This is a genomic window from Mycobacterium colombiense, assembly GCF_001665835.1.
Classification (GTDB): Bacteria; Actinomycetota; Actinomycetes; order Mycobacteriales; family Mycobacteriaceae; genus Mycobacterium; species Mycobacterium colombiense_A.
The window spans coordinates 381,157-404,938 of record NZ_LZSX01000073.1; the positions used below are offsets into that span (position 1 = coordinate 381,157).

General features: G+C 67.3%; 24 protein-coding genes, 1 pseudogene and 1 riboswitch. Of the genes and pseudogenes, 13 read left to right on the forward strand and 12 right to left on the reverse strand.

The annotated features are described in order from the left end of the window. Positions 1–41: 41 nt before the first annotated feature. Positions 42–1,253 carry an acetyl-CoA C-acetyltransferase gene (locus tag A5760_RS16825; RefSeq protein ID WP_064882680.1) on the forward strand — a complete coding sequence of 404 codons (1,212 nt, stop codon included), beginning with the start codon at positions 42–44 and terminating at the stop codon, positions 1,251–1,253. Between the two features lie 4 nt (positions 1,254–1,257). Beyond that, positions 1,258–3,411, forward strand: coding sequence for a 3-hydroxyacyl-CoA dehydrogenase NAD-binding domain-containing protein (locus A5760_RS16830; RefSeq protein WP_064882682.1), 2,154 nt, complete (start codon positions 1,258–1,260; stop codon positions 3,409–3,411). A gap of 70 nt (positions 3,412–3,481) precedes the next feature. Here A5760_RS16830 and A5760_RS16835 read toward each other — a convergent pair whose 3' ends face one another. From A5760_RS16835 to A5760_RS16845, 3 genes and pseudogenes are all read right to left on the reverse strand, one after another. After that, positions 3,482–4,087: a class I SAM-dependent methyltransferase gene (locus A5760_RS16835; RefSeq protein WP_064882683.1), complete on the reverse strand. Its 606-nt coding sequence runs from the start codon at positions 4,085–4,087 to the stop codon at positions 3,482–3,484. A 26-nt stretch (positions 4,088–4,113) separates the two neighbouring features. Continuing rightward, positions 4,114–4,973 (reverse strand): annotated as a pseudogene (locus A5760_RS16840) (LLM class F420-dependent oxidoreductase). A 60-nt stretch (positions 4,974–5,033) separates the two neighbouring features. Next, entirely contained in the window at positions 5,034–6,242 is a 1,209-nt protein-coding gene (locus A5760_RS16845; RefSeq protein ID WP_064882841.1) for an FAD-dependent monooxygenase, read from the reverse strand. 79 nt (positions 6,243–6,321) lie between these two features. Between A5760_RS16845 and A5760_RS16850 the strand changes: the two genes are divergently transcribed. Continuing rightward, complete coding sequence (locus A5760_RS16850) at positions 6,322–6,858, forward strand: TetR/AcrR family transcriptional regulator (RefSeq protein ID WP_064882685.1); 537 nt, start codon at positions 6,322–6,324, stop codon at positions 6,856–6,858. 6 nt (positions 6,859–6,864) lie between these two features. On the opposite strand, the gene A5760_RS16855 is transcribed toward A5760_RS16850, so the two are convergent. Continuing rightward, a complete protein-coding gene (locus tag A5760_RS16855) occupies positions 6,865–7,149 on the reverse strand; it encodes a hypothetical protein (protein WP_064882687.1) in 285 nt (94 codons plus the stop codon). Between the two features lie 85 nt (positions 7,150–7,234). Here A5760_RS16855 and A5760_RS16860 point away from each other — a divergent pair, with 85 nt between their 5' ends. Next, positions 7,235–8,218, forward strand: a complete 984-nt coding sequence (locus A5760_RS16860; protein ID WP_064882689.1) for an LLM class F420-dependent oxidoreductase — start codon at positions 7,235–7,237, stop codon at positions 8,216–8,218. Here A5760_RS16860 and A5760_RS16865 read toward each other — a convergent pair. Continuing rightward, entirely contained in the window at positions 8,215–8,508 is a 294-nt protein-coding gene (locus tag A5760_RS16865; RefSeq protein WP_064882691.1) for a putative quinol monooxygenase, read from the reverse strand. The genes A5760_RS16860 and A5760_RS16865 overlap by 4 nt on opposite strands. Positions 8,509–8,659: 151 nt before the next feature. Here A5760_RS16865 and A5760_RS16870 point away from each other — a divergent pair, with 151 nt between their 5' ends. Together A5760_RS16870 and A5760_RS16875 are read left to right on the forward strand one after the other, a co-directional pair. Further along, positions 8,660–9,073, forward strand: a complete 414-nt coding sequence (locus A5760_RS16870) for a Zn-ribbon domain-containing OB-fold protein (protein ID WP_044488751.1) — start codon at positions 8,660–8,662, stop codon at positions 9,071–9,073. A 67-nt stretch (positions 9,074–9,140) separates the two neighbouring features. Then, positions 9,141–10,286: a thiolase family protein gene (locus A5760_RS16875; RefSeq protein WP_064882693.1), complete on the forward strand. Its 1,146-nt coding sequence runs from the start codon at positions 9,141–9,143 to the stop codon at positions 10,284–10,286. A 39-nt stretch (positions 10,287–10,325) separates the two neighbouring features. On the opposite strand, the gene A5760_RS16880 is transcribed toward A5760_RS16875, so the two are convergent. Next, complete coding sequence (locus tag A5760_RS16880) at positions 10,326–11,534, reverse strand: FAD-binding domain (RefSeq protein WP_064882695.1); 1,209 nt, start codon at positions 11,532–11,534, stop codon at positions 10,326–10,328. A 101-nt stretch (positions 11,535–11,635) separates the two neighbouring features. On the opposite strand from A5760_RS16880, the gene A5760_RS16885 reads away from it, so the two are divergent. Continuing rightward, positions 11,636–12,118 carry an STAS/SEC14 domain-containing protein gene (locus A5760_RS16885; protein ID WP_064882698.1) on the forward strand — a complete coding sequence of 161 codons (483 nt, stop codon included), beginning with the start codon at positions 11,636–11,638 and terminating at the stop codon, positions 12,116–12,118. A gap of 56 nt (positions 12,119–12,174) precedes the next feature. Here the strand turns inward: A5760_RS16885 and A5760_RS16890 are convergent, their stop codons facing one another. Together A5760_RS16890 and A5760_RS16895 are read right to left on the reverse strand one after the other, a co-directional pair. Then, positions 12,175–13,824 (reverse strand): DNA repair helicase XPB, encoded by a 1,650-nt coding sequence (locus tag A5760_RS16890; RefSeq protein ID WP_064882843.1) that lies wholly within the window; start codon positions 13,822–13,824, stop codon positions 12,175–12,177. A gap of 52 nt (positions 13,825–13,876) precedes the next feature. Then, a complete protein-coding gene (locus A5760_RS16895; RefSeq protein WP_064882700.1) occupies positions 13,877–16,135 on the reverse strand; it encodes a helicase-associated domain-containing protein in 2,259 nt (752 codons plus the stop codon). Between the two features lie 152 nt (positions 16,136–16,287). Here A5760_RS16895 and A5760_RS16900 point away from each other — a divergent pair, with 152 nt between their 5' ends. From A5760_RS16900 to A5760_RS16915, 4 genes are read left to right on the forward strand one after another with little or no spacing between them, the layout of a single operon-like run. Beyond that, complete coding sequence (locus A5760_RS16900) at positions 16,288–16,488, forward strand: hypothetical protein (RefSeq protein WP_196772105.1); 201 nt, start codon at positions 16,288–16,290, stop codon at positions 16,486–16,488. An 8-nt stretch (positions 16,489–16,496) separates the two neighbouring features. After that, positions 16,497–17,027: a cyclic pyranopterin monophosphate synthase MoaC gene (moaC, locus tag A5760_RS16905; RefSeq protein WP_082279497.1), complete on the forward strand. Its 531-nt coding sequence runs from the start codon at positions 16,497–16,499 to the stop codon at positions 17,025–17,027. Beyond that, positions 17,024–17,506, forward strand: a complete 483-nt coding sequence (locus A5760_RS16910) for a MogA/MoaB family molybdenum cofactor biosynthesis protein (protein WP_064882846.1) — start codon at positions 17,024–17,026, stop codon at positions 17,504–17,506. The genes moaC and A5760_RS16910 overlap by 4 nt, the downstream gene beginning before the upstream one ends. Next, the gene (locus A5760_RS16915) at positions 17,503–17,928 is read left to right on the forward strand and encodes a molybdenum cofactor biosynthesis protein MoaE (protein ID WP_064882714.1); all 426 of its coding nucleotides are present in this window, start codon (positions 17,503–17,505) and stop codon (positions 17,926–17,928) included. Before A5760_RS16910 ends, A5760_RS16915 begins: the two co-directional genes overlap by 4 nt. A 102-nt stretch (positions 17,929–18,030) precedes the next feature. Here the strand turns inward: A5760_RS16915 and A5760_RS16920 are convergent, their stop codons facing one another. The 4 genes from A5760_RS16920 to A5760_RS16935 form a co-directional block, all read right to left on the reverse strand. After that, complete coding sequence (locus A5760_RS16920) at positions 18,031–18,918, reverse strand: transglycosylase family protein (protein ID WP_064882716.1); 888 nt, start codon at positions 18,916–18,918, stop codon at positions 18,031–18,033. 13 nt (positions 18,919–18,931) lie between these two features. Then, a riboswitch (cyclic di-AMP (ydaO/yuaA leader) is annotated at positions 18,932–19,144 on the reverse strand. A 207-nt stretch (positions 19,145–19,351) separates the two neighbouring features. After that, positions 19,352–19,642, reverse strand: a complete 291-nt coding sequence (locus A5760_RS16925; protein WP_064882718.1) for a MoaD/ThiS family protein — start codon at positions 19,640–19,642, stop codon at positions 19,352–19,354. Further along, complete coding sequence (moaA, locus tag A5760_RS16930; RefSeq protein WP_064882720.1) at positions 19,635–20,717, reverse strand: GTP 3',8-cyclase MoaA; 1,083 nt, start codon at positions 20,715–20,717, stop codon at positions 19,635–19,637. Before moaA ends, A5760_RS16925 begins: the two co-directional genes overlap by 8 nt. Further along, positions 20,714–21,121 (reverse strand): YccF domain-containing protein, encoded by a 408-nt coding sequence (locus A5760_RS16935; RefSeq protein ID WP_064882721.1) that lies wholly within the window; start codon positions 21,119–21,121, stop codon positions 20,714–20,716. Before A5760_RS16935 ends, moaA begins: the two co-directional genes overlap by 4 nt. Before the next feature lie 165 nt (positions 21,122–21,286). On the opposite strand from A5760_RS16935, the gene A5760_RS16940 reads away from it, so the two are divergent. Both A5760_RS16940 and A5760_RS16945 read left to right on the forward strand, forming a co-directional pair. Next, on the forward strand, positions 21,287–21,694 hold the full coding sequence (locus A5760_RS16940; protein ID WP_064882723.1) for a cold-shock protein: 408 nt from the start codon (positions 21,287–21,289) through the stop codon (positions 21,692–21,694). Between the two features lie 131 nt (positions 21,695–21,825). Then, positions 21,826–23,778: an acyl-CoA dehydrogenase family protein gene (locus A5760_RS16945; protein WP_064882725.1), complete on the forward strand. Its 1,953-nt coding sequence runs from the start codon at positions 21,826–21,828 to the stop codon at positions 23,776–23,778. The last annotated feature ends 4 nt before the right edge of the window (positions 23,779–23,782 follow it).

Genomic DNA, 23,782 nt, shown 5'->3' on the forward strand with positions numbered 1-23,782 from the left:
TGAAGACGGATTCGAACCCAATTCGGAGAACAGGAAGTCGTATGTCCGAAGAAGCTTTTATCTATGAGGCCATCCGCACCCCGCGGGGCAAGCAGCGCAACGGTTCGCTGAACGAGGTGAAGCCGCTCAACCTGGTCGTGGGCCTGGTTGACGAGCTCCGCCGGCGTTTCCCCGACCTGGATGAGAACCTGATCAGCGACATGATCCTGGGCGTCGTGTCCCCGGTCGGTGACCAGGGCGGCGACATCGCCCGCACCGCGGTGCTGGCCGCCGGCCTGCCCGAGACCACCGGCGGCGTGCAGCTCAACCGGTTCTGCGCCTCCGGCCTGGAGGCCGTCAACACCGCCGCGCAGAAGGTGCGCTCCGGCTGGGACGACCTGGTGCTGGCCGGCGGTGTCGAGTCGATGAGCCGCGTCCCGATGGGCTCCGACGGCGGCGCCTGGGCGACCGACCCCGAGACCAACTACCGGATCGGCTTCGTGCCCCAGGGCATCGGCGCCGACCTGATCGCGACCATCGAGGGCTTCTCCCGCGAGGACGTCGACCGCTACGCGCTGCGCTCGCAGGAGAAGGCGGCCGCGGCGTGGTCGGGCGGCTACTTCGCCAAGTCGGTGGTGCCGGTGCGCGACCAGAACGGCCTGGTCATCCTCGACCACGACGAGCACATGCGGCCCGACACCACCCTGGAGGGCCTGGGCAAGCTGAAGACCGCGTTCGACGGCATCGGCGAGATGGGCGGCTTCGACGACGTGGCGCTGACCAAGTACCACTACGTCGAGAAGATCAACCACGTCCACACCGGCGGCAACAGCTCCGGCATCGTCGACGGCGCCGCGCTGGTGCTGGTCGGTTCGGAAGCCGCGGGCAAGTCGCAGGGGCTGACCCCGCGGGCGCGCATCGTGGCCACCGCCACCAGCGGCTCCGACCCGGTCATCATGCTCACCGGCCCGACCCCGGCCACCCGCAAGGTGCTCGACCGCGCGGGCATGACGATCGACGACATCGATCTGTTCGAGCTCAACGAGGCGTTCGCGTCGGTGGTGCTGAAGTTCCAGAACGACCTCAACATCCCGGACGAGAAGCTCAACGTCAACGGTGGCGCCATCGCGATGGGCCACCCGCTGGGCGCCACCGGCGCCATGATCACCGGCACCATGGTCGACGAGCTCGAGCGCCGCAACGCGCGTCGCGCCCTGATCACGCTGTGCATCGGCGGCGGCATGGGTGTCGCCACCATCATCGAGAGGGTTTAAGACCATGGCAGAGAACACCATTCAGTGGGATAAGGACGCCGACGGCATCGTCACCCTGACCCTGGACGACCCCACCGGGTCGGCCAACGTGATGAACGAGCACTACAGCGAGTCGATGCACAACGCTGTGGGACGCCTTGCCGCCGAGAAGGATTCGATCACCGGCGTGGTCATCACCAGCGCGAAGAAGACCTTCTTCGCCGGCGGTGACCTGAAGGGCATGATCAACCTCGGCCCGGAGAACGCCGGAGAGGCGTTCGACACCGTCGAGTCGGTCAAGCGTGATCTGCGCGCGCTGGAGACCCTGGGCAAGCCGGTGGTCGCGGCCATCAACGGCGCCGCGCTGGGCGGTGGCCTGGAGATCGCGCTGGCCTGTCACCACCGCATCGCCGCGGACGTCAAGGGTCTGGTCGTCGGCCTGCCCGAGGTCACGCTGGGCCTGCTGCCCGGCGGCGGCGGGGTGACCCGCACCGTGCGGATGTTCGGCATCCAGAACGCGTTCATGAACATCCTGTCGCAGGGCACCCGCTTCAAGCCGGACAAGGCCAAGGAGATCGGCCTGGTCGACGAGCTCGTCGGCTCGGTGGACGAATTGGTGCCGAGCGCAAAGGCCTGGATAAAAGAGGCCAAGGACAACCCCGACGCTTACACCCAGCCTTGGGACAAAAAGGGTTACAAGATGCCCGGCGGCACCCCGGCCAGCCCAGCGCTGGCCGGCATCCTGCCGTCGTTCCCGGCGCTGCTCAAGAAGCAGCTCAAGGGCGCGCCGATGCCGGCGCCGCGGGCCATCCTGGACGCGGCCGTCGAGGGCGCGCAGGTGGACTTCGACACCGCCAGCCGCATTGAGAGCCGCTACTTCACCCAACTGGTCACCGGCCAGGTCGCCAAGAACATGATCCAGGCGTTCTTCTTCGACCTGCAGCACATCAACGGCGGTGGTTCCCGCCCAGACGGCATCGAGCCGGTCAAGATCAACAAGATCGGTGTGCTGGGCGCGGGCATGATGGGCGCCGGTATCGCCTACGTGTCGGCCAAGGCCGGGTACGAAGTGGTGCTCAAGGACGTCAGCCTCGAGGCCGCCCAGAAGGGCAAGGGCTACTCGGAAAAGCTTGAGGCCAAAGCGCTTCAGCGTGGCAAGACCACCGAGGAGAAGAGCAAGGCGCTGCTGGACCGGATTACGCCGGCCGCCGACCCGGCCGACCTCAAGGGCGTCGACTTCGTGATCGAGGCCGTGTTCGAGAACCAGGAACTCAAGCACAAGGTGTTCCAGGAGATCGAGGACGTCGTCGAGCCCAACGCGCTGCTCGGGTCCAACACCTCGACGCTGCCGATCACCGGTCTGGCGACCGGCGTGAAGCGCCAAGAGGACTTCATCGGGATCCACTTCTTCTCGCCGGTCGACAAGATGCCGCTGGTGGAAATCATCAAGGGCGAGAAGACCTCTGACGAGGCACTGGCCCGCGTGTTCGACTACACCCTGGCCATCGGCAAGACCCCGATCGTGGTCAACGACAGCCGCGGCTTCTTCACCAGCCGCGTCATCGGCACGTTCGTCAACGAGGCGCTGGCCATGCTGGGCGAGGGCGTGGAGCCGGCGAGCGTCGAGCACGCCGGGTCGCAGGCCGGCTACCCGGCCCCGCCGCTGCAGCTGTCCGACGAGCTCAACCTGGAACTGATGCACAAGATCGCGTCGGCCACCCGCAAGGGCGTCGAGGACGCGGGCGGCACCTACGAGCCGCACCCGGCCGAGGCCGTCGTCGAGAAGATGATCGAGCTCGAACGCCCGTCGCGGCTGAAGGGCGCGGGCTTCTACGAGTACGTCGACGGCAAGCGGACGCGGCTGTGGCCGGGCCTGCGCGAGACGTTCAAGTCCGGCAGCGCGGAAATTCCGTTGCAGGACATGATCGATCGCATGCTGTTCGCCGAGGCGCTGGAGACGCAGAAGTGCCTCGACGAGGGCGTGCTGACGTCGACCGCCGACGCCAACATCGGCTCGATCATGGGCATCGGCTTCCCGCCGTACACCGGTGGTAGCGCGCAATTCATCGTCGGCTACGAAGGTGCGCACGGTGTCGGCAAGGAAGCCTTCGTGGCCCGGGCCAAGGAACTGGCCGCCAAGTACGGCGATCGTTTCCTGCCGCCGGCATCGTTGACGTAACCACACACGAGCGCAAAGCCCCCGAAACAACGAGGTTTCGGGGGCTTTGGCGTGTTGGGGTCGCGAAAGGCTAACGGCGCCTTTGGAACAGGTAGTACCGCGCCGGGGTCTTCTCGGCGCGGTCCAGCTCGCGTTCGGCCCCGGCCGACAACAGCGTCCAGCTCTGGGTGAATCGCCGTTCCATCTCGGCGTGGTCGATGCCGCGCACCCCGACCCGGCCGCCGGGGATGAACGCAACGATCAACAGCCGCGCGTCCGGTGCCGCGACGGCGCTGATCTCCCGGACGTAGGCGTCTCGATCCGCGTCGCTCATGTTGTGCAGGCACCCGTTGTCGACGATCAGCTCGAAGTTCGCGCCGATGCCGGTCCGGCTCAGCTGCGTGACGTCGGCCTGGACGAACTCGACCGCGGCGCCCGCCGTGCGTGCCTTGGCACGCGCCCGCTCGAGAGGCTTGGCCACGAAGTCGACCGCTGTGACGTTCCAGCCGTGTTGGGCGAGGTAGATGGAGCAGTCACCGGTACCGCAGCCGATTTCCAGGGCCGACCCGACGGGCAGGGCCGCGGCGTCGCGCGTTCCCTCGACCAGATCCCGCACGCTCTGCGCGAGCGGATGACCATCCCACGGGGTGAAACCGATGCGGTAGAAGATCCGAAACAGCGTTCGTTTGGAAGCCATAGTTCACCCTAGGCCCGTCGGGCCGGTCATCTGGAGGCGGCGGCGATGCGGCGCCATTCCTCCCGGGGGAAGGCCCGGGGATCGGTCCGCAGCACCTGGACGCAGACATGGTCGGCGCCCGCGGACCGATGCTCGGCGACGCGGCGCATCACGGCCTCTTCGTTACCCCACGCGATGATCGCGTTGAAGAGCCGATCGCTGACCTGCGACAGGTCGTCTTGGGAGAAGCCGCTGCGCAGCAGGTTGTTGGCATAGTTGGCAGCGCCAAATACGCACGCAGCCAATCGGTTCCGATCTGGCGGGCCTCGTCGGCGCTGTCCGTCAGGATCACGGTCTGTTCGGGAAGCAGCAACGGGCCCCGGCCCAAAGTCGAACGGGCGGAAGCGGTGTGCTCGGGGGTGACGAGGTACGGGTGGGCGCCGGCGGCGCGGGTCGCGGACAGCGTCAGCATCTTGGGGCCGAGTGCGGCAAGCACCCGGCGGTCGGTGGGAACCGGCCGCGGCGCGGCGTCCAAGCCGTCCAGAAATGACGCCGTCGCCGCCAGCGGTTTGCGGTATCGCCCGGGTTGGCCGGCATCGATCAGCGGGGCGTGGCTGACACCGATTCCGAGCAGGAAGCGGTCGCCGTGCTCGCCGGTCAGCGTCGCATAGGATTCGGCGACATCGGCGGGCGAATGCATCCACAGGTTCAGGATTCCCGTGGCGATCACGGTCCGCCTGGTCGCGCCGAGCAGATGACCCACCGCGTCGAACACCGGGCCGCCGACGTCGGGTATCCACAGCGCCGGGAAGCCTAGTTCGTCGAGTTCGGCTGCGGCATCGGCGGATTCGGCCGGGTCGCCGTAGCGCAGTTGACTACTCCAGATTCCAACACCGGTCAGTTCCATGTGTGGCCTTCCCTTCGTGGCGCGCGGCTGCTCGGGGCCGCGGCTCTACAGGACATGCTGTCAGACGTCGCTTCCGGTGTATTCGGGAACCGGCATCGAATCGTGCATCCGGATGCCCTTGGTGTTGAGCTTCGCCACGGACCGGGACAGCGACCCTGGCATCGCCGAGATCAGCTGGGCTCCACGGGTTAACGCCCACACTCCAATTCGTGAACCGGGGATGATGCCTTTGGCGGCACCGCGGGCAAATGTCCGGCTGCGATGCACCGGGTCGTGCATCTTCAGTTCGTAGGCGGCGAAGGCGCGCAAGTGGTCGCCGTCCGCCTCGGCGAGTTCGCCCGCCAGCACGTAGGCGCCGAGGACGGCGAGGCTGGTGCTGCCACCCACCGCCGGGCCCGGGCAGTATCCGGCGTCGCCGACCAGGGTGACCCGACGGCGCGACCACCGGTCGGTGCGCAGTTGGGTGATCGAGTCGAAGTAGAAGGTGGGCGTGCGCAGCAGTTCGTCCAGCCAGCTGTCCACCTGGTCGTGCATCCCGGCGAACGCGTCGCGCAGTAATTCCTTCTGCCGCAACGCATCGCGATGGCCGTAGTCCAATTCCGTTTTGCTGCGGAACATGAACACCGCGCGCGCGTCGTCCAGGTGATCGGCGGTATAAATCCCGGCGAAGCGGCCGACACCGACGTGGCCGACCATCTGGCCGGACTCGACCAGCGTCTTGGGCGCCGACACCACCGAGAGGTATCCCCCGAGGAAGCGCGTCAGCTCGGCCTCCTCGCCGAAGGTCAGGCGCCGAACATGGGAGTGCAACCCGTCGGCACCCACGATGACGTCGAAGGTGCGCGCCGCCGAATGCTCGAATGTCACGGTGCCGTCGTGTTCGATCGCGGTGATCGAGTCGCCGAACACGTACTCGACGTCGTCACGGGCGGCGTCGTAGTAGATCTCGCTCAGGTCGTCGCGCATGATCTCCACGTGCGAATCGGAGGTGGCGGCGTAGATCTTGGTGAGGTCGACATCGATGGCTTTCGGCCGGCCTTCCCGGTACAGGATCAGCCGGTCCGTCCCGGTGGCCCGCGCCTCGATGCGCGGCAGCACCCCCATCTTCGCCGAGATTTTCATTGCGGGGCGGAACAAGTCGACGGCGTGGCCGCCGGTTTTGCGCAGCGTCGGCGCGCGCTCCACAACGGTGACGTCGAAGCCGTACCGGGTCAGCCAGTACGCCAGGACCGGGCCGGCGATACTGGCGCCAGAGATGAGGATCCGCATGAGCACCTCCCGCACTTACTTAACGTTCGGTAAGCTTAGCATCCCGCTTACCTATCGGTAAGTCAGATAAGCTGGCGGGGTGAGCAGGCCCCGGTCGGACACCCGTGAGCGCATCCAGGAGGTCGCCCGCGAGCTGTTCTTGCAGCGCGGCGTGCAGCGCACCAGCCTGCAGGACATCGCAAATGAGCTGGGCATCACCAAACCCGCGCTGTACTACCACTTTCCGTCACGTGAAGAGCTGGTGCGCAGCATCCTGGTGCCGCTGATCGACGAGGGCGAACGGTTCGTCGCCGACCACGAGGGCCGCCGCCACAACGATGTGCGCGAGCTGTTGGAGGGTTACTTCGACTTCCACTACCGGCACCGGCGGGATCTGGTGCTGCTATTGACCGAGCTGTCCACGCTGATCGACCTCGACCTCATCGACACCGTGCTGGCGTGGCGTGAGCGGCTGGCCAGGTTGGTCTTCGGTAAGAAGCCGACGCTGGCGCAGTCGACTCGGGCGGTGGTCGCGTTCGGCGGCTTGCAGGACTGCTGCGTGCAGTTCCCCGATGCGTCCCACGAGGAGCTACGCGAGAAGTCGGTTGCGGCCGCGCTCGATGCGCTGGGTGCGTGAGGCGCGTCAGGAGGTGCCTGCACCGCTTGCGGTGCTTTGGTCTTGGGCATTCTGAGTGAAGGTGTCGCCGGAGGTCTGCCCGTTGTCGTTGACGAAATTTGTGTCGTCCGTGGGCAAGGGGGCGGTGGCCGACGGTCCCGCGGCGACGACGGGGCCGCTTGCAGCCCGCGGTGCGGCGCTGAAGAGGACGAGGGTCGCGATGGCGGCTGCGCCGGCGAAGAGCGCTGGTGCGGTGTGGACGTGCCGACGGCGAGCGCCGGCGAGATTGGTGGGGTGCCCGATGGTTGTCATGCGTTATGTGTACGGCCCGGGCGTCAGCGACGGCTGGGCGCGGCTTATCGATCTGCTGTGAGCCCGTGCGGGCTACAGTCCCGGTATGCGCTTTGGACTCTTCATTCCGCAGGGCTGGCGGATGGATCTGGTTGACATCGAACCCGAAAAACACTGGACGGTGATGCGCGACCTGGCCACCTACGCCGACAACGGTGCGTGGGACTCGCTGTGGGTCTACGACCACTTCCACACCGTGCCGATGCCGACCGGCGAGGCCACGCATGAGGCGTGGTCGCTGATGGCGGCCTACGCCGCCACTACGTCGCGGATCAAACTCGGCCAGATGTGCACGGCGATGAGCTACCGCAACCCCGTCTACCTCGCCAAGGTGGCCGCGACGGCCGACATCATCTCCGGTGGCCGCATCCAGATGGGCATCGGCGGCGGCTGGTACGAACATGAATGGCGCGCTTACGGTTACGGATTCCCCTCGGCAGGTGTGCGATTGGGACGTCTGGACGAAGGCGTGCAGATCATGCGCGATGCGTGGCGCGATGGCAAGGTCAGCTTGGACGGCAAGCATTATCAGGTCGACGGCGCGATCGTTGAGCCGAAACCGTTGCAAGACAACGGGATTCCGCTATGGATCGCCGGTGGTGGCGAGAAGGTGACGTTGAGGATAGCCGCGCAGTACGCGCAATACACCAACTTCACGCCGGAGCTCGAGGCCTTCAAACACAAATCGGATGTGTTGGCGGAGCACTGTCGTGAGGCGGGCACCGACTTCGACGCCATCGTGCGCTCGGCCAACTTCAGCGCAATCATCGGCACCTCCGAGGCCGACGTCAAAGACCGGCGGCAGCGGATACGCGACCGCATGTCCCGCTACGTCCCCGAGGCGGCGGCCGATGCCATGCTCTCCGGCGGCTCGGAGGGCGCAACGGGCACAACGGAACAAGTCATCGAGCGGATCACCAAGGTCCGCGACCTCGGGTGCGAATACGCGATCTGCTACTTCCCCGAGGCCGCCTACGACCGCTCCGGCATCGAGCTGTTCGAACGCGAAGTGATTCCCGCGCTGAGCTAAATGTCGCTGGTGGTGTACCTGGTCTTGACCGGCGGCGCAGCCAGCAGCGGAGGAAGCTGTGTCAGCTTGCCCTCGCCGGCGCGAAACGCGCGGTAGGCCTCGTCGTTTTCGACTGTCTCCCACAACTCGTAGATGAGCCAGTGCGCTTCGTCGTCCTCATCGACGAGGACGTCGGTGCGGACATTGCCGTCGAACGCCCGGGTGTCCTGCAGCGCCCGGCCCATCAGTTCGCGCCCGGCAGCGACCTCGTCCGGCTTGAATCTGAGCTCGAGTATCACCGTGACCGTCATGGGCCCAACTTATCGCCGCGCCCCGGGCAGCCGATGGCCTGGCCTTCCTCCCGTGGATGAGAATGTGGTTTCCACTTTTCGGAAAGCTGTTATACGGTTCAGTGAGCAATATTCTGTTGGCGGATTGTGGACAATCCTGGAGGATCCCTCGATGCAGAAGGCACTAGCCCCCGAGATCTCTACCTGGCCCGATGAGAGCCCGCAGCTGATCGGCAGCCGATGCGGCAGCTGTGCGGCCACCACCTTCCCGGTCCAGCAGTGGTGCCCGCGATGCAGCGCCGCCGAGATGTCCGATGTGCTGTTGCCCCGGCGCGGAACGCTGGTGGCGTGGACCACCCAGGGCTTCCCGCCCGGAGCTCCCTATGCTGGCCCGACCGGCAAGGACTTCGTGCCGTTCGGCGTGGGGTTGGTCCAGCTCGGTGACGTCATCCGCGTCGAAGGCCGGTTGACCGAGAACGACCCGGCCAAGCTGCAGTTCGGCCAGGAAGTCGAACTCACCATGGTGCCGTTCGCGACCGACGACGAGGGCGCCGAAATCATCACCTTCGCTTTCCAGCCGGTCTGAGTGGCGATCGTGAGCGCGGCGGAGCCGGGCGAAGCGGGTCGCCACCGTCTAACCAGGAGGATTTGAGATGACCAACGACGTCGCCATCATCGGCGTGGGTCTGCACCCGTTCGGCCGGTTCGACAAGACCGCGATGCAGATGGGCGCCGAGGCCGTCCAGCTCGCGCTCAAGGACGCCGGCGTGGACTGGAAGGACATCCAGTTCGGCTTCGGCGGCAGTTACGAAGTCTCCAATCCCGACGCGGTGACCCGTCTAGTCGGGCTGACCGGCATCACGTTCACCAACGTGTTCAACGCCTGCGCCACCGCGGCCAGCGCCATTCAGCAGACCGCCGACACCATCCGGCTGGGCAAGTACGACATCGGCATCGCGATCGGGCTCGACAAGCACCCGCGCGGCGCCTTCACCGACGACCCCGCCAAGCTGGCGCTGCCCCAGTGGTACGCCAACAACGGCCAGTTCGTCACCACCAAGTTCTTCGGGATGAAGGCCAACAAGTACATCCACGACCACAACATCTCGCAGGAAACACTGGCGCGGGTGGCCAACAAGAACTTCCGCAACGGTGCACTGAACCCAAATGCCTTCCGGCGCAAGGAGATCTCCGTCGAGGAGATCCTCAACTCGCCCGCGCTGAACTACCCGTTGACGCAGTACATGTTCTGCGCGCCCGACGAGGGGGCCGCCGCGGTCATCATGTGTCGCGCGGATATCGCCGAGAAGTTCACCGACAAGCCGGTCTACGTGCGCGCCTGCGAGATTCGCACCCGGCGCTTCGGCGCCTACGAGGTGCACGCCACCTCGGCGCCGCTGGACGAGGACGCGTCACCGACGGTGTATGCCGCCAAGGCCGCCTACGAGGCTGCCGGCATCGGCCCGGAGGACGTCGACGTCGCGCAGCTGCAGGACACCGACGCCGGCGCCGAGGTGATCCACATGGCCGAGACCGGCCTGTGCGCGGACGGCGAGCAGGAGAAGCTGCTGGCCGACGGCGCCACCGAGATCCACGGCTCGATGCCGGTCAACACCGACGGCGGGCTGATCGCCAACGGCGAGCCGATCGGCGCGTCGGGGCTGCGGCAAATGCACGAACTGGTGCGGCAGTTGCGCGGCGAGGCGGGGGAGCGTCAGGTACCCGGCAACCCGCGCGTCGGGCTGGCCCAGGTTTACGGCGCGCCCGGCACCGCCTCGGCGACCATCCTGTCGCGCTAACCGCCTGAGCCCAAACACTTCTCAGGTCCAATCACCCGGCTATAGGGCATATTCGGGTAAGGCGATGTCGTCGCGGAATTCGCTGCGAATGGCCCAGTCGGCCAGCCGCGGAACGTTCAGCAGTTTCGACGCCTGGTTGCGGGTCCATACGCCCAGCGCCGTCCTCGGCGCGAACATCGTGGCGAACGCCCGTGCTGATCGCTGCCTGGCCTCAACGATCGGACGCAGCTGCCGCTCATAGCGGCGAAACGCATCCTGGTGATTGGATCCTGCGCGATTGAGTTCGCCGGCCAGTATGTAGGCCTGCACCATCGCGAGACCCGTTCCCTCACCCGCCAGCAGCGAGACCGCTGCCGCCGCGTCACCGATGAGCGCTACACGCCCATCCGACCAGTGGTCCATGACGATTTGGCTGACGCGATCGAAGTACACATCGGAGGTCCCGTCGAGTTTGCGCAAGATCTCTGGGCATTCCCAGCCCGCGTCGCCGAAAACTTCATGCAGGGTCGTCTTGGTCTGTGACACATCCTGCGGATCGGGGCCGCCCATGCGATCACGGGTGAAAACGAAAAGAAACATCGTCTTCTCGCCGCGCATCGTGAACCGTCCGATCATGCGCCCGGGCATGGCGTGCACGACGTAGACGAGTTCATCACGCGGTTGATAACCCTCGGCCTCGAACGCCGCGACTCGGTAGCCGAGATCTGCCTCCCAGCGGGGTTGCGGGCCGAATGTCAAATTCCGCACAGGCGAATGGATACCACCTGCACCAACCAACAGGTCGAATTGTCGTGACCCGCCGCGCTCGAGGGTGACCTGCACGCCCGAGTCGTGTTGCTCGATGGCCGAAACGCTTTCACCGAACAGAGTTTCGACATGGTTGTCGATGGCGCGAAAGATCATGGCCGCCAAATCGCCGCGGGGCACGGTCACGAACCGGCCATCGAGGTTCTGCCGGAACAATTCGGCCGAGAAGCCGCCCACCTTCCGCGAATTCCGGTCCACGATCCGGACCTCTTGGACCGCGTATCCGGCGGCATGCAATTCGGCGGTAAGTCCCATGCGTTCGGCAACGGCATACCCGCCGCCCCAAAAGTCCACGGCATAGCCGCCGGTGCGAAGACGCGCCGCCTTCTCGATCAGGGTGGGCTCGTGGCCATACCGTGACAGCCAGTACGCAAGCGTGGGGCCGGCGATGCCGGCGCCGACAACGGCGATCTTCGTGTGCCCACCTCCTCGGTGATGGATGGGATTACTATAGCACTATGAAATAGTTGCACTGGGGTATTAATTAGGGTGTCGGAGTGACCGGGAACGTTGTCGCCCGTCGGCGCCGAGGAGGAGTCGCTGTGCTGAGGGAACTTACGGACATGCCTGCGGGCATTCATGCGCTCGAAACCACCGGGACTGTGACGGCAGCGGATTACCAGCGGATCTTCGCGCCGATGGTCGAAAAGGCACGGCGCACAGGGAATCGACTGCGCCTGCTATACGAATTCGGCCCTGGATTCCAGCGCATTACGGGAGGAGCGCTATGGGCGGACGCGCGACTCGGAACGGGCTATCTGCGGTTGCTCGACGGGTGTGCTGTCGTGAGCGATATCGGCTGGATTCGGGCAACCAGCCGCGCCATCGGCGAGTGGATGCCAAGCCCGCTTCGGGTGTACCACAACGACGAACGCGATGACGCCGTCGCGTGGCTAGCTTCGCTGTCGGAATGCCCTGGCGTGTCGGGCCGCGATATGGCCAAGGCCTACGTCGGTGGAGTCGGCGCTGCTCTCGTTACCCTTGGCGGGTTGGCGGTCTCGAAGAGAGGTCAAGAGCCGGAATAGAATTCGTTGATCACAGCGCATCGCGGCCGGCACGCTGAGCGGTTGCCGGCCACGACCTAAATCGCCGGCCCCAGGAGGTCGTCCGCGTCGCGGATGATGTAGCCGTAGCCCTGCTCGGCCAGGAAGCGCTGCCGGTGCGCGGCGTACTCGGCGTCCAGGCTGTCGCGCGCCACCACGGAATAGAAGATGGCGCCCCCACCGTCGGACTTGGGTCGCAGCAGCCGGCCCAGCCGTTGCGCTTCCTCCTGGCGTGAGCCGAACGTCCCCGAAACCTGCACAGCCACAGAGGCTTCCGGCAGGTCAATGGAGAAGTTCGCGACCTTGGACACCACCAGGGTGGACAACTCGCCGCGCCGGAACGCGTCGAACAGCTCTTCGCGTTCCTTGGTCCGAGTGGACCCCTGGATCACCGGGGCGTTCAGCTCGGCACCGAGCTCGTCGAGCTGATCGAGGTAGGCGCCGATCACCAGGGTCTGCTCGCCGGGATGCTTCGCCAGGATCGATTTGACCACAGCGATTTTGGTGTGCACCGTCGAGCAGAGCTTGTACCGCTCTTCGGGCTCGGAGGTGGCGTAGAGCATCCGCTCGTTGTCCGTCATGGTGACCCGCACCTCGACGCATTCGGCCGGTGCGATCCAGCCCTGCGCCTCGATGTCCTTCCACGGCGCGTCATAGCGTTTCGGGCCGATCAGCGAGAACACGTCGCCCTCGCGGCCGTCCTCGCGGACCAGGGTGGCGGTCAGGCCCAGGCGCCGCTTGGACTGCAGGTCGGCGGTCATCCGGAACACCGGCGCCGGCAACAGATGGACCTCGTCGTAGATGATCAGCCCCCAGTCCCGGCTGTCGAAGAGCTCCAGGTGCCGGTACTCGCCCTTGGTGCGCCGGGTGATCATCTGATACGTCGAAATGGTGACCGGCCGGATCTCCTTGCGTTCGCCGGAGTATTCGCCGATCTCGTCCTCGGTGAGCGACGTGCGCGCGATCAGCTCGCGCTTCCATTGCCGCGCCGCGACGATGTTGGTGACCAGAATCAGCGTCGTCGCACCGGCTTTCGCCATGGCGGCCGCTCCCACCAACGTCTTACCGGCGCCGCACGGAAGCACCACCACCCCGGAGCCGCCGGACCAGAACGAATCGGTGGCCATCTGCTGATAGTCGCGCAGGTGCCAGCCGTCCTGAGCAAGGCTGATCGGATGCGCTTCGCCGTCGACGTAGCCCGCGAGATCCTCTGCGGGCCAGCCGATTTTGAGCAGCATCTGCTTGACGCGGCCGCGCTCGCTGGGGTGGACGATGACGGTGTCGTCGTCGATGCGGGCGCCGAGCATGGGGGCGATCTTCTTGTTGCGTAACACCTCTTCGAGTACCGCGCGATCCAGGCTCACCAACGTCAGGCCGTGCGCGGGGTTCTTCACCAGTTGCAGGCGGCCGTAGCGAGCCATGGTGTCCACGATGTCGACCAGCAGCGGTTGCGGCACCGCGTAGCGCGAGAAGCTCACCAGCGCGTCGACCACCTGCTCGGCATCATGGCCGGCGGCGCGGGCGTTCCACAGCGCCAGCGGAGTGATGCGGTACGTGTGCACATGCTCGGGTGCGCGCTCCAGCTCGGCGAACGGCGCGATGGCGGCGCGCGCCGCGCCGGCCTGCTCGTGGTCCACCTCGAGCAGCACCGTCTTATCCGACTGCACGATCAACGGTCCGTCAGACATCGTCAGCGCCACTCCTCCTCATCTGCGTTCACATCGGCGGGCATGCCCACCATTATCCGGCGGTGGCCGACACGACCGACGTGATGCGGTGGATGGCGAAGTCACGCAGCCGCCCGGACGCGGAGTCGAAGGCGACCAGCTGACCGCCCTTGATGGTGATGGGCGACACCACCCGCTGGGTGGCCACGCCCGCCGCATCCAGATAACCGATCACCAGGGTGTCTTGTTCCTTGGCCGCGCGCTGCAGCTGGGTCATGGTGACGGCGGGATCGACGCGGATATTGCCGAACGGTGCGGCGGTCACCTTGCGCAGCACCGCGACCACCGCGTTGAGGCTTTCGCTGTTCGGGCGCCGGACCGGGCGGTACGGCCGGCGCTGCTGGGGTGCGGCCACCCGGGCGCCGCGCGGACGCACGTCGACGATGGAGCCGGAGGAATCCTCGGCCGCGGGAGCGAAGCCCGCGGCACGCAACGCGACGAGCACCTCGCCGATGGGCGCCGGCGATACCGCGACCGTCGGCGCCAGCGCCCGCAACTGCACCTGGTCGGTCGCCGGCGCGGCCACGGCCTGCGCCAGCAGCGCGGGGTCCTCGCAGCGCACGAACGACGCGGCCATGCCGATCCGCAGCTGGCCATGTCGGCGTGCGACATCGTCGATGAGATAGGTAAGCCCTTGGGGCACCGGGGTTTTGGAATGGTTGGCGAACAGGGAATGCATCCAGTCGCGGGTCTTGCCGACATCGAGGGCATGCCGGATCGACTGCTCGCTGACGCGGTACACCATCGCGGTGCCGGCCGATTCGACGGTGGCAACGACGGCGAGTTGCTCGGCCAGGTCGCGTTCCAACGGCCCGGGCACGACCACGGTCAGGTCCGCCTGCACCAGGAAGTGGTCGACCGGCTTGGGCAGGGCCCGGTTCATCGCCTCGATCGCGACCTGCGGATCCCCGTCGTCGTCCAGCAGCGCCCGACCGGGCGTGCTGATCGCCCCGCGGCCCACCAGGCCCAGGGCGTTGCTCTCGGCGAGCAGGTCCGCGACGGGTCCGGGCTGCAACCGCTTCGCCCAGCGCGGACGCCGCCAGATCAGCGCCGCGGAGGCTGCCGCCGGGCTGACGCCGGCGCCGGGGGACAGCTCGGACAGCATGCCGAGCAACAGCCGGCGATCCAGCGGTGCGGCGGTGGAGTACAGCCCGTCGGTGAGGGCGCCGTAGGGCTTGGCGTCGGGTCCGCGGGTGCCGATCAGCGCCGGCCGACCAGGAAGGTCGAGCCAACTGCTCGCCAACAGCTGCCAGCGCTCGGCCGCCGACATCGCGGCGTACCGGTCGGTGGCGATGGTCGGCGCCCAGTACGGCGCCTCGCCGGTGACCGGCTCGGGGTCGGGCATGCCGCTGGCGATCAATCCGGCCGCGGCCGCGACTTCGAGGATCAATCCCAGCCGCGGCTCCTCGATGCCGGTCACCTTGCTCAGCCGCTTGACGTCGCGAATGCCCAGCCCGCCGCTGCGCAGCTCGGAAACCGGTGCGGTGGAGAGAGTTTCAAGTAGGACGTCGACCTCGTGCAGCAAGTCGATGACGGCCCCGGCGGCCACCGCGTCGGCGTCGTCGGCCGTGGTCGTCGACACCACCGGGTCGGGCGCGGTCAGCTGCATGGGGCCGGGCTGCTCGCCGCGCAGCACCTGCCCGACGTGGCGGGGCAGGATCACCGTCTCGGCGTCGATGCGCCGCAGCAGCCCCATGGCCAGCAGCTGGGGCACCGGCCGGTCGGCGGGCGCGCCGGGCGCGGCGTCGCGGGTGCGGCCCATCGGGGAGCCCTCGAGAAGTTTCTCCAACACGTCGAGCTGCGCCTGGTTGAGGTCGTCGATCAGGCCGGCGATCTCGTCGGCGCCGCGCGAGGTGTCCTCGAGGATGACCTGGCCCGGGTGCCAGGGCATTCCCGTCGCGGCGTCGGCGGCCACCCGCAGCGCGGCGTCGCCCCAGACCAGGGCGCGTCGCCGGAGGTCGTCCACGGCGTCGAGGACGTCGGTTTCGGGGGCGCGGTCATCGATCAGCGCCAGCAGCTTCGCGGTCGGCACCGGCTCCGCGTCGGCCTGCAGCACCAGCAGCGCGTCGAGAACGGCCAGGCGCAGGAAGTCGAGGTCGTCGGTGCCGGCCTTGATCGACTGGCGGGCCTGGGCGCGCGCGGCCAGTGCGGCGATGCTGCCGGGTGGGGGCTGGGCGAGGTCCGGCCGCAATTCCAACAGTCGGATCAGCCGCTCATCGGATAACTCGGCCAGCCAAGACCCCAGCGGTATATCCGGGGTGTTGTCGGTCATTGCTGACCAGCGTAAAGCAGGCTGCGGGTACCGAGCAGAGCTCGATGAGTGATCGCCTCGCCGGGGCGGCGGGCATCGGCGGCGCGCGCCGCGCGTCGCCGAACCCCGGTCTTGCGCCGCATGCCGTCGGGCCACCTGTAAGAATGGACCTCGTGGCTGACACTGCTGAGGGCAAAGCCCGCAAGACCAAGTATGTCGACAACGGCTGGCCGACGACGGACCCCGACGACCATGCGGTCAGTGAACTCGTGACCGATCGCACGGGTGCGCTGTCCCCCTTCGGCGAGCTGGCGTTCCCGCTGCCCTCCACCGATCTGCCCTACTTGCACCCGGTCACCGTCGTCAATCGGTAGGCCGCCAGATGGCTAGGGCCTCTGCGGCCTCCGAAGCCTCGTCGAGCCGGGCTTCGGCAGACTCCGGCTCGGGCGCCCTGTCACACCTGGACGATCACGGGGCGGCCCACATGGTCGACGTCAGCGAGAAGGTAGCCACCAAGCGCACCGCGGTCGCCGCCGGCGTCCTGCGCACGTCGGCGCACGTGGTGGGGCTGATCTCGACCGGCGGCCTGCCCAAGGGCGATGCGCTGGCCACCGCGCGGATAGCCGGCATTCAGGCCGCGAAGCACACCAGCGACCTCATCCCGCTTTGTCATCAACTTGCACTCACGGGGGTCGACATCGACTTCACCGTGGGCGAGTCTGAGATCGAGATCATCGCAACCGTGCGAAGCACCGACCGCACGGGGGTGGAGATGGAAGCGCTGACGGCCGTCAGCGTCGCGGGCCTGACGCTCTACGACATGATCAAGGCGGTAGACCCGGCCGCACGAATCGACGACATTCGAGTGCTGCGCAAGGAAGGCGGCAAAACCGGAAGGTGGGCGCGCCCATGAGTTCCCGTTCAGCCCGCATCATCATCGCCTCGACCCGCGCGTCGTCGGGTGTGTACGACGACCGCTGCGGTCCGATCATCGCCGAATGGCTGGCGGAGCGGGGCTTTTCAGACGTGCAGCCGGAGGTGGTCGCAGACGGGCCGCCGGTCGGCGACGCGCTGCGCACCGCGATCGACGCCGAGGTCGACGTCATCATCACCTCCGGTGGCACCGGCATCTCGCCCAGCGACAGCACACCGGACCAGACCGTGGCCGTCGTCGACTACATGGTTCCGGGGCTTGCGGAAGCGATCCGCCAGTCGGGCCTGCCCAAGGTGCCGACGTCGGTGCTGTCGCGCGGGGTGTGCGGTGTGGCCGGCCAGACCCTGATCGTCAACCTGCCAGGGTCGCCCGGAGGGGTGCGCGACGGGCTCGGCGTGCTCGCCGGTGTGCTCGACCACGCGCTCGACCAGCTCGCCGGTAAAGACCACCAGCGATGACGCTCGTTGTGCGCGCCGCGATGACCGAGCACCCGATTTCACTGGCCGAGCACGAAGAGTTGGTGGGCCACCAGTCGGCCGGGGCCATCGTCGGGTTCGTCGGCATGATCCGCGACCACGACGGCGGACGGCGGGTGGTGCGACTGGAGTATTCGGCGCACCCGTCGGCCGAGCAGGTCATCGCCGAAGTGGTGGCCGATGTGGCCGAGCAATCCAGCGGCGTGCGTGCCGTCGCCGCCAGTCACCGGGTCGGCGCGCTGCGCATCGGAGATGCGGCGCTTGTGGCGGCCGTCGCCGCCGATCACCGGCAGGCGGCGTTCGCCACGTGTGCGCACCTGGTGGACACCATCAAGGCGCGGCTACCGGTGTGGAAGCACCAATTCTTCGCCGACGGCACCGAGGAGTGGGTGGGCTCGGCCTGACGCCGTAGTCACGTCGGCCTTACGTCCGCTGCCGGATTGGTGCGCCGTGCCCGACACGCCCCGAACAGGAGGGTTTTCGGGGCGTGCGGGGAGTGCGGCGGGTCAGGCGTTAGGCGACGGCTGAGCGAGAGCGTCCAGCGCGTCGTTGCCCTGAACGTCCTGGGCCCGGATGGCGTCCCAGAGTTGCTGGGTGTAGCCGGCCTCGGAAACATGCTGCGGCATGCCGGCCGGTACGAAACCGTGGAAGTCCGTGTCCACCACGGGCGGTGCGTCCGCTGGGGGTGCGGGCGGCATCGCGTCGGCCGGAGGCGGGACATCGGCCGGCGGTGCCGGCGGCAGGTCCGCCGGGGGCGCGGGCGGCAGGTCCACGGCGGGCGCGGGCGGCAGATCCGCCGGGGGCGCGGGCGGCAGGTCCACGGCGGGCGCGGGCGGCAGATCCGCCGGGGGTGGCGGAGGAGCGTCCGGCGGTGCCGGCCGGCCGAACGAGGCCAGTTGCACGGGGGCGGGGGGCGGGGGGGGGGGCGGGGGGGGGGGGGGGGGCGCGTCCGCGGGCGGGGCCAGCGGCGCCGGGGCGCCGTTGATGCCGGGGGCGTCCAGGCCGGCCGGCAAGGGCACGTCGCGCTGGCTGGGACCCGACAGCGGGCCACCGCAGACGGGCCAGGCGCCACGGCCCTGGCTGGCGAGCACCCGTTCGGCGACGGCGATCTGCTGTTCTTTGGTGGCTAGTTCGGCCGACGGCGCGTATTGGCCACCGCCGTGCGAGGCCCAGGTGCTCGAGCTGAACTGCACGCCGCCGTGGTAACCGTTGCCGGTGTTGATGGCCCAGTTACCACCGGATTCGCAACGGGCTACCTGATCCCATTCGCCGTCGGTGGCCGCGGCCGCCTGGCCGGCAAGGGCGATGCTGCCGCCTCCAAGAACCGCACCGGTGAAGGCGATCTTGGCGACGCTGATGTTTGAACTGCTGGGCTTACGGTGACGTCCACTCATACGCGCCGGTCTATTCCTCTCTCGTCACGCGCCTGCGAGGTCAGCTGTCGGGTTCGGGTTGGAGAGGCCACCCGGCCGGCGTGGTCGTCATGCGAGACGACGCCGGCTTCACCCCTAGGGGCCGCGAGCGGCCCCAATCGATCACGGTGGACCGGTGGGTCCCCCGTCTCCATCCATGTAGTTCGGTGGCCCCCGCCTATTGGATGGAGCTCGGCGCGATAGGGAGGGGAGGTCCGCCAATCGGGATGGCTGGCGAGCCTTCGGAGACGGTAACGGTTTCTGTTGGTCCCGTCACGTCTTGCGAAACCCGGCGTTTCCCTCTCGGCCATCCGCGAAAACCGCAGGAACACTTAGTGTTTGCGCAGGTCAATATGGGCGATATCGGAGCGTGACCGCGCCGTTATGAATCCGTTACGTGAGATAACTCACAGTTTCAGCCGCCAGAAAAGGGCGGCAGAACATCAATCGTGTCACCGGTTTGCAACGCCGCGGTCTCGTCACGGACGGCGATCCCGTCGCGCAGGTACGAGCACCGGGTCAACACGGTGGCCAGGCGAGACCCTCGAACGGCGAGCCGCTCGACCAGCTCGCCGACCGTGGTGCCGGGGCGCAGCACCACCGTCTCCGACTCGACACCCGCCGCCGCGCGGGCGGCCGCGAAGTAGCGCACCGTCACCTGGACACCGTTGGCTTGGACAGGGGTCTGTCCCGTGGGACTAGCCACCGATCGCGCTCATCGGGCGATCGGGCTGGATGAAGTTCGGGTCGTTGATGCCGTGACCGGCGGGCTTGCCCCACATGGCAGTTCGCCACGCCGCCTCGATCGCGTCGTCGGGCGCGCCGCTGCGCAGCAGGCCGCGCAGGTCGGTCTCCTGTTCGGCGAATAGGCAGCTGCGGATCTGGCCGTCGGCCGTCAGCCGGGTGCGGTCACACGTCGAGCAGAAGGCGTGCGAGACCGACGCGATGACGCCGAACTTTCCGCTCGGTGTGCCTGGGCCGGTGTCGACCAGCCAGAGCTCAGCCGGCGCCGATCCACGCGGCGCCGGGTCCGGCCGCAGCCGAAAGTGTGGGCGTAGCGCGGCCAGCACGTCGTCGGCGCTCAACGCGGCGTCGCGGCGCCATTGGTGCCCGGCATCCAGCGGCATCTGCTCGATGACGCGCAATTGATAGCCGAGGTTGAGGCAGAACCGCAGCAGCTCCACCACGTCCTCGCATCCGGTGGCGGGGTCGAGCACCGCGTTCACCTTCACCGGCGTCAGGCCGGCTTCCTTGGCGGCGGCCAAGCCCGCCAGCACATCGTCGAGCCGGTCGCGACGGGTGATGGTCGCGAAATGCTGCCGGTCCACGCTGTCCAGCGAGATGTTGACCCGGTCCAGGCCCGCCCGGACCAGCCCGGCGGCCCGCCGAGCCAGCCCGATGCCGTTGGTGGTCAGCGAGATCTCGGGTCGCGGCTGCAGACCGGCGGCCGAGGCGACCACCTCTTCGAGGTGGCGCGCCAGCAAGGGCTCGCCGCCGGTGAACCGCACGCTGGTCACCCCGAGCCGGGTGACCGCGATGCGCATCAGCCTGGCCAGCTCGTCGGCGCTGAGTAGTTGCTCTCCCGGCAGCCAGTTCAGGCCCTCCGCCGGCATGCAATAACTGCATCGCAGGTTGCAGCGGTCGGTCAGCGACACCCGCAGATCGGTGGCGACTCGCCCATGGGTATCCACCAGCGGGCCGGTGGTCGGTGCGTCCGCGGGTACGGCCGGGCCGCCGTCGCGGCTCGGGACCGTCGGGACGCCCAGTGTCGTCAGGGTCATGCGGCCACCGCCGGCACGTCGTGAGTCGGCGAGCTGACGGGAACGATCTCCTTGCCCAGCGGCATCAACGACACCGGAATCAGTTTGAGGTTGGCCAGCGCCAGCGGAATGCCGACGATCGTGAGCGCCATCGCCGCCGCGCTGACAAGATGACCGATCGCCAGCCACACACCGAACAGCACTACCCAGATAACGTTTCCGATCAGGGCGCCCGACCCCGCGGTCGGCTTGTCCACGATGGTGCGGCCGAACGGCCACAGCGCATAGGAGGCGATGCGCAGCGAGGCGAATCCGAACGGAATGGTGATGATCAGCAAGAAGCTGATGAGCGCCGCAGCCAAGTATCCGACGGCCATCCAGAGGCCGCCGAAGACTAACCAGATGACGTTCAGGATCAGGCGCATATCTCCTCCGCGGGTACCACCAAGCGTACCGAGTACCCGATAACGGGGGTGCTGGTTACCCGGGCATCCGAGTAGGATCAGACTCCTAATACGGCGTCCTGCGCAGGCGGGACGCTTATTGTGTTGCCTATTTCTACTGATTCGTTAGACAAGCAGGTGAGACCAGTGCCGACGGGCAAGGTTAAGTGGTACGACGCTGACAAGGGCTTCGGCTTCCTGTCGCAAGAGGACGGCGAAGACGTGTACGTCCGGTCGTCGGCGTTGCCCGCCGGGGTCGAGGGCCTCAAGGCGGGCCAGCGTGTGGAGTTCGGCATCGCCTCCGGGCGGCGCGGGCCGCAAGCGTTGAGCCTCAAGCTGATTGAGCCGCCGCCCAGCCTGACCAAGGCGCGTCGCGAGGCGCCCGCCGAGCACAAGCACAACCCCGACGAGCTGCACGGCATGGTCGAGGACATGATCACCCTGCTGGAAAGCACCGTGCAGCCCGAGTTGCGCAAAGGCCGCTACCCGGACCGCAAGACCGCCCGCCGGGTTTCCGAGGTGGTCAAGGCCGTGGCCCGGGAGCTCGACGCCTGACCCTGACGCCGCCCTCCCGCGCTGATGCGTGGCCTGCGAGGACGGACCTCGACACGTGTGCAGCTGCCGGCTTGGCGAGCGCCGCGCGGGGGTACTCGACCTGACGTCAGTCGTTGAGCGAGGAGGCTGCGATGGCTCAGCAAGCGCAAGTCACCGAGGAGCAGGCACGGGCTCTTGCCGAAGAGTCACGCGAAACCGGCTGGGATAAGCCTTCTTTCGCCCAGGAGCTGTTTCTGGGTCGATTTCCCCTGGAGCTGATACACCCATTTCCCAAACCCTCTGACAGTGCCGAGGCGCGCACCCGGGCATTCTTGGATGAGTTACGACAATTTCTCCAGACCGTCGAAGGCAGCGTCATCGAGCGCGATGCGCAAATTCCCGACGAGTTTGTGAAGGGTCTGGCTGACCTCGGGTGCTTCGGCATGAAGATACCGTCGGAGTACGGCGGCCTGAACATGTCGCAAGTCGCCTACAACCGTGCCCTGATGATGGTGACGAGCGTTCACCCCAGCCTCGGCGCATTGCTGTCCGCCCATCAGTCCATCGGGGTGCCCGAGCCGCTCAAACTTGCGGGCACCGAAGAACAGAAGCGGAAGTTCCTGCCGCGGTGCGCGGCCGGCGCCATTTCGGCGTTTCTGCTCACTGAACCCGACGTTGGGTCCGACCCGGCGCGGTTGGCCTCCACGGCAACTCCGACCGACGACGGCGAGGCGTACGAACTCGATGGCGTGAAATTGTGGACCACCAACGGCGTGGTCGCCGAGCTGCTGGTGGTCATGGCCCGGGTTCCCAAGAGCGACGGGCATCGCGGCGGCATCAGCGCTTTCGTTGTCGAGGCCGATTCGCCCGGCATCACCGTGGAGCGGCGCAACAAGTTCATGGGGTTGCGCGGCATCGAGAATGGTGTGACGCGGCTGCACCGCGTGCGCGTTCCGAGCAATAACCTGATCGGCCGAGAAGGCGACGGTCTGAAGATCGCGTTGACCACGCTCAACGCGGGGCGGCTGTCGATTCCGGCGAGCGCGACGGGATCGTCGAAGTGGGCGCTCAAGATCGCGCGCGAGTGGTCCGGTGAGCGGGTGCAGTGGGGTAAGCCGCTTGCCCAACACGAGGCGGTGGCGCGCAAGCTCTCGTTCATCACCGCAACCAATTACGCCCTTGACGCAGTACTCGAACTGTCCGCGCAGATGGCCGACGAGGGACGCAACGACATCCGAATCGAGGCGGCGTTGGCGAAGTTGTGGTCCAGCGAGATGGCATGCCTGATCGCCGATGAGGTCATGCAGATCCGCGGTGGCCGAGGTTATGAGACCGCAGAGTCGCTGGCCGCCCGCGGCGAAAGAGCGGCACCGGTCGAGCAGACGCTGCGTGACCTACGGATCAACCGCATCTTCGAAGGCTCCAGCGAGATCATGAGGCTGCTCATAGCCCGCGAGGCGGTCGACGCTCACCTTGCTGCTGCCGGCGACCTCGCCAAGGCTGACGCCGGTCTGCGGCAGAAGGCCGCCGCAGCGGTCAGTGCGAGCGGATTCTACGCAAAGTGGTTGCCGCAGTTGGTTTTCGGTGAAGGTCAGCGACCGCGGGCCTATCGAGAGTTCGGTGCACTGGCGTCACACCTGCGGTTCATCGAACGCTCCAGCCGCAAGCTGGCCCGCAACACCTTCTATGGGATGGCGCGCTGGCAGGCCAAGCTGGAGCAGCGCCAGGGATTCCTCGGGCGCATCGTCGATATTGGCGCAGAACTGTTCGCGATGTCCGCGGCGTGCGTGCGGGCAGAGGCTCAGCGCACCGCGGATCCGGTGGTTGGCCGGCAGGCCTACGAGCTGGCTGGCGTGTTCTGCGAGCAGGCGACCCTGCGAGTCGAGACGTTGTTCCGCGGGTTGTGGGACAACACCGACGTCAGCGACGTTCAACTCACCCGCAATCTCCTGGAGGACCGTTATATCTGGCTCGAGGACGGGATCCTCGATCAGTCCGAGGGCACCGGACCGTGGATCGCGCACTGGGAAGAGGGCCCTTCCACCGAGAACAACCTGGCCCGGCGGTTCTTGTCCGGCGATCGTTCGGTAACCAGCCCGAGCTGAGAGA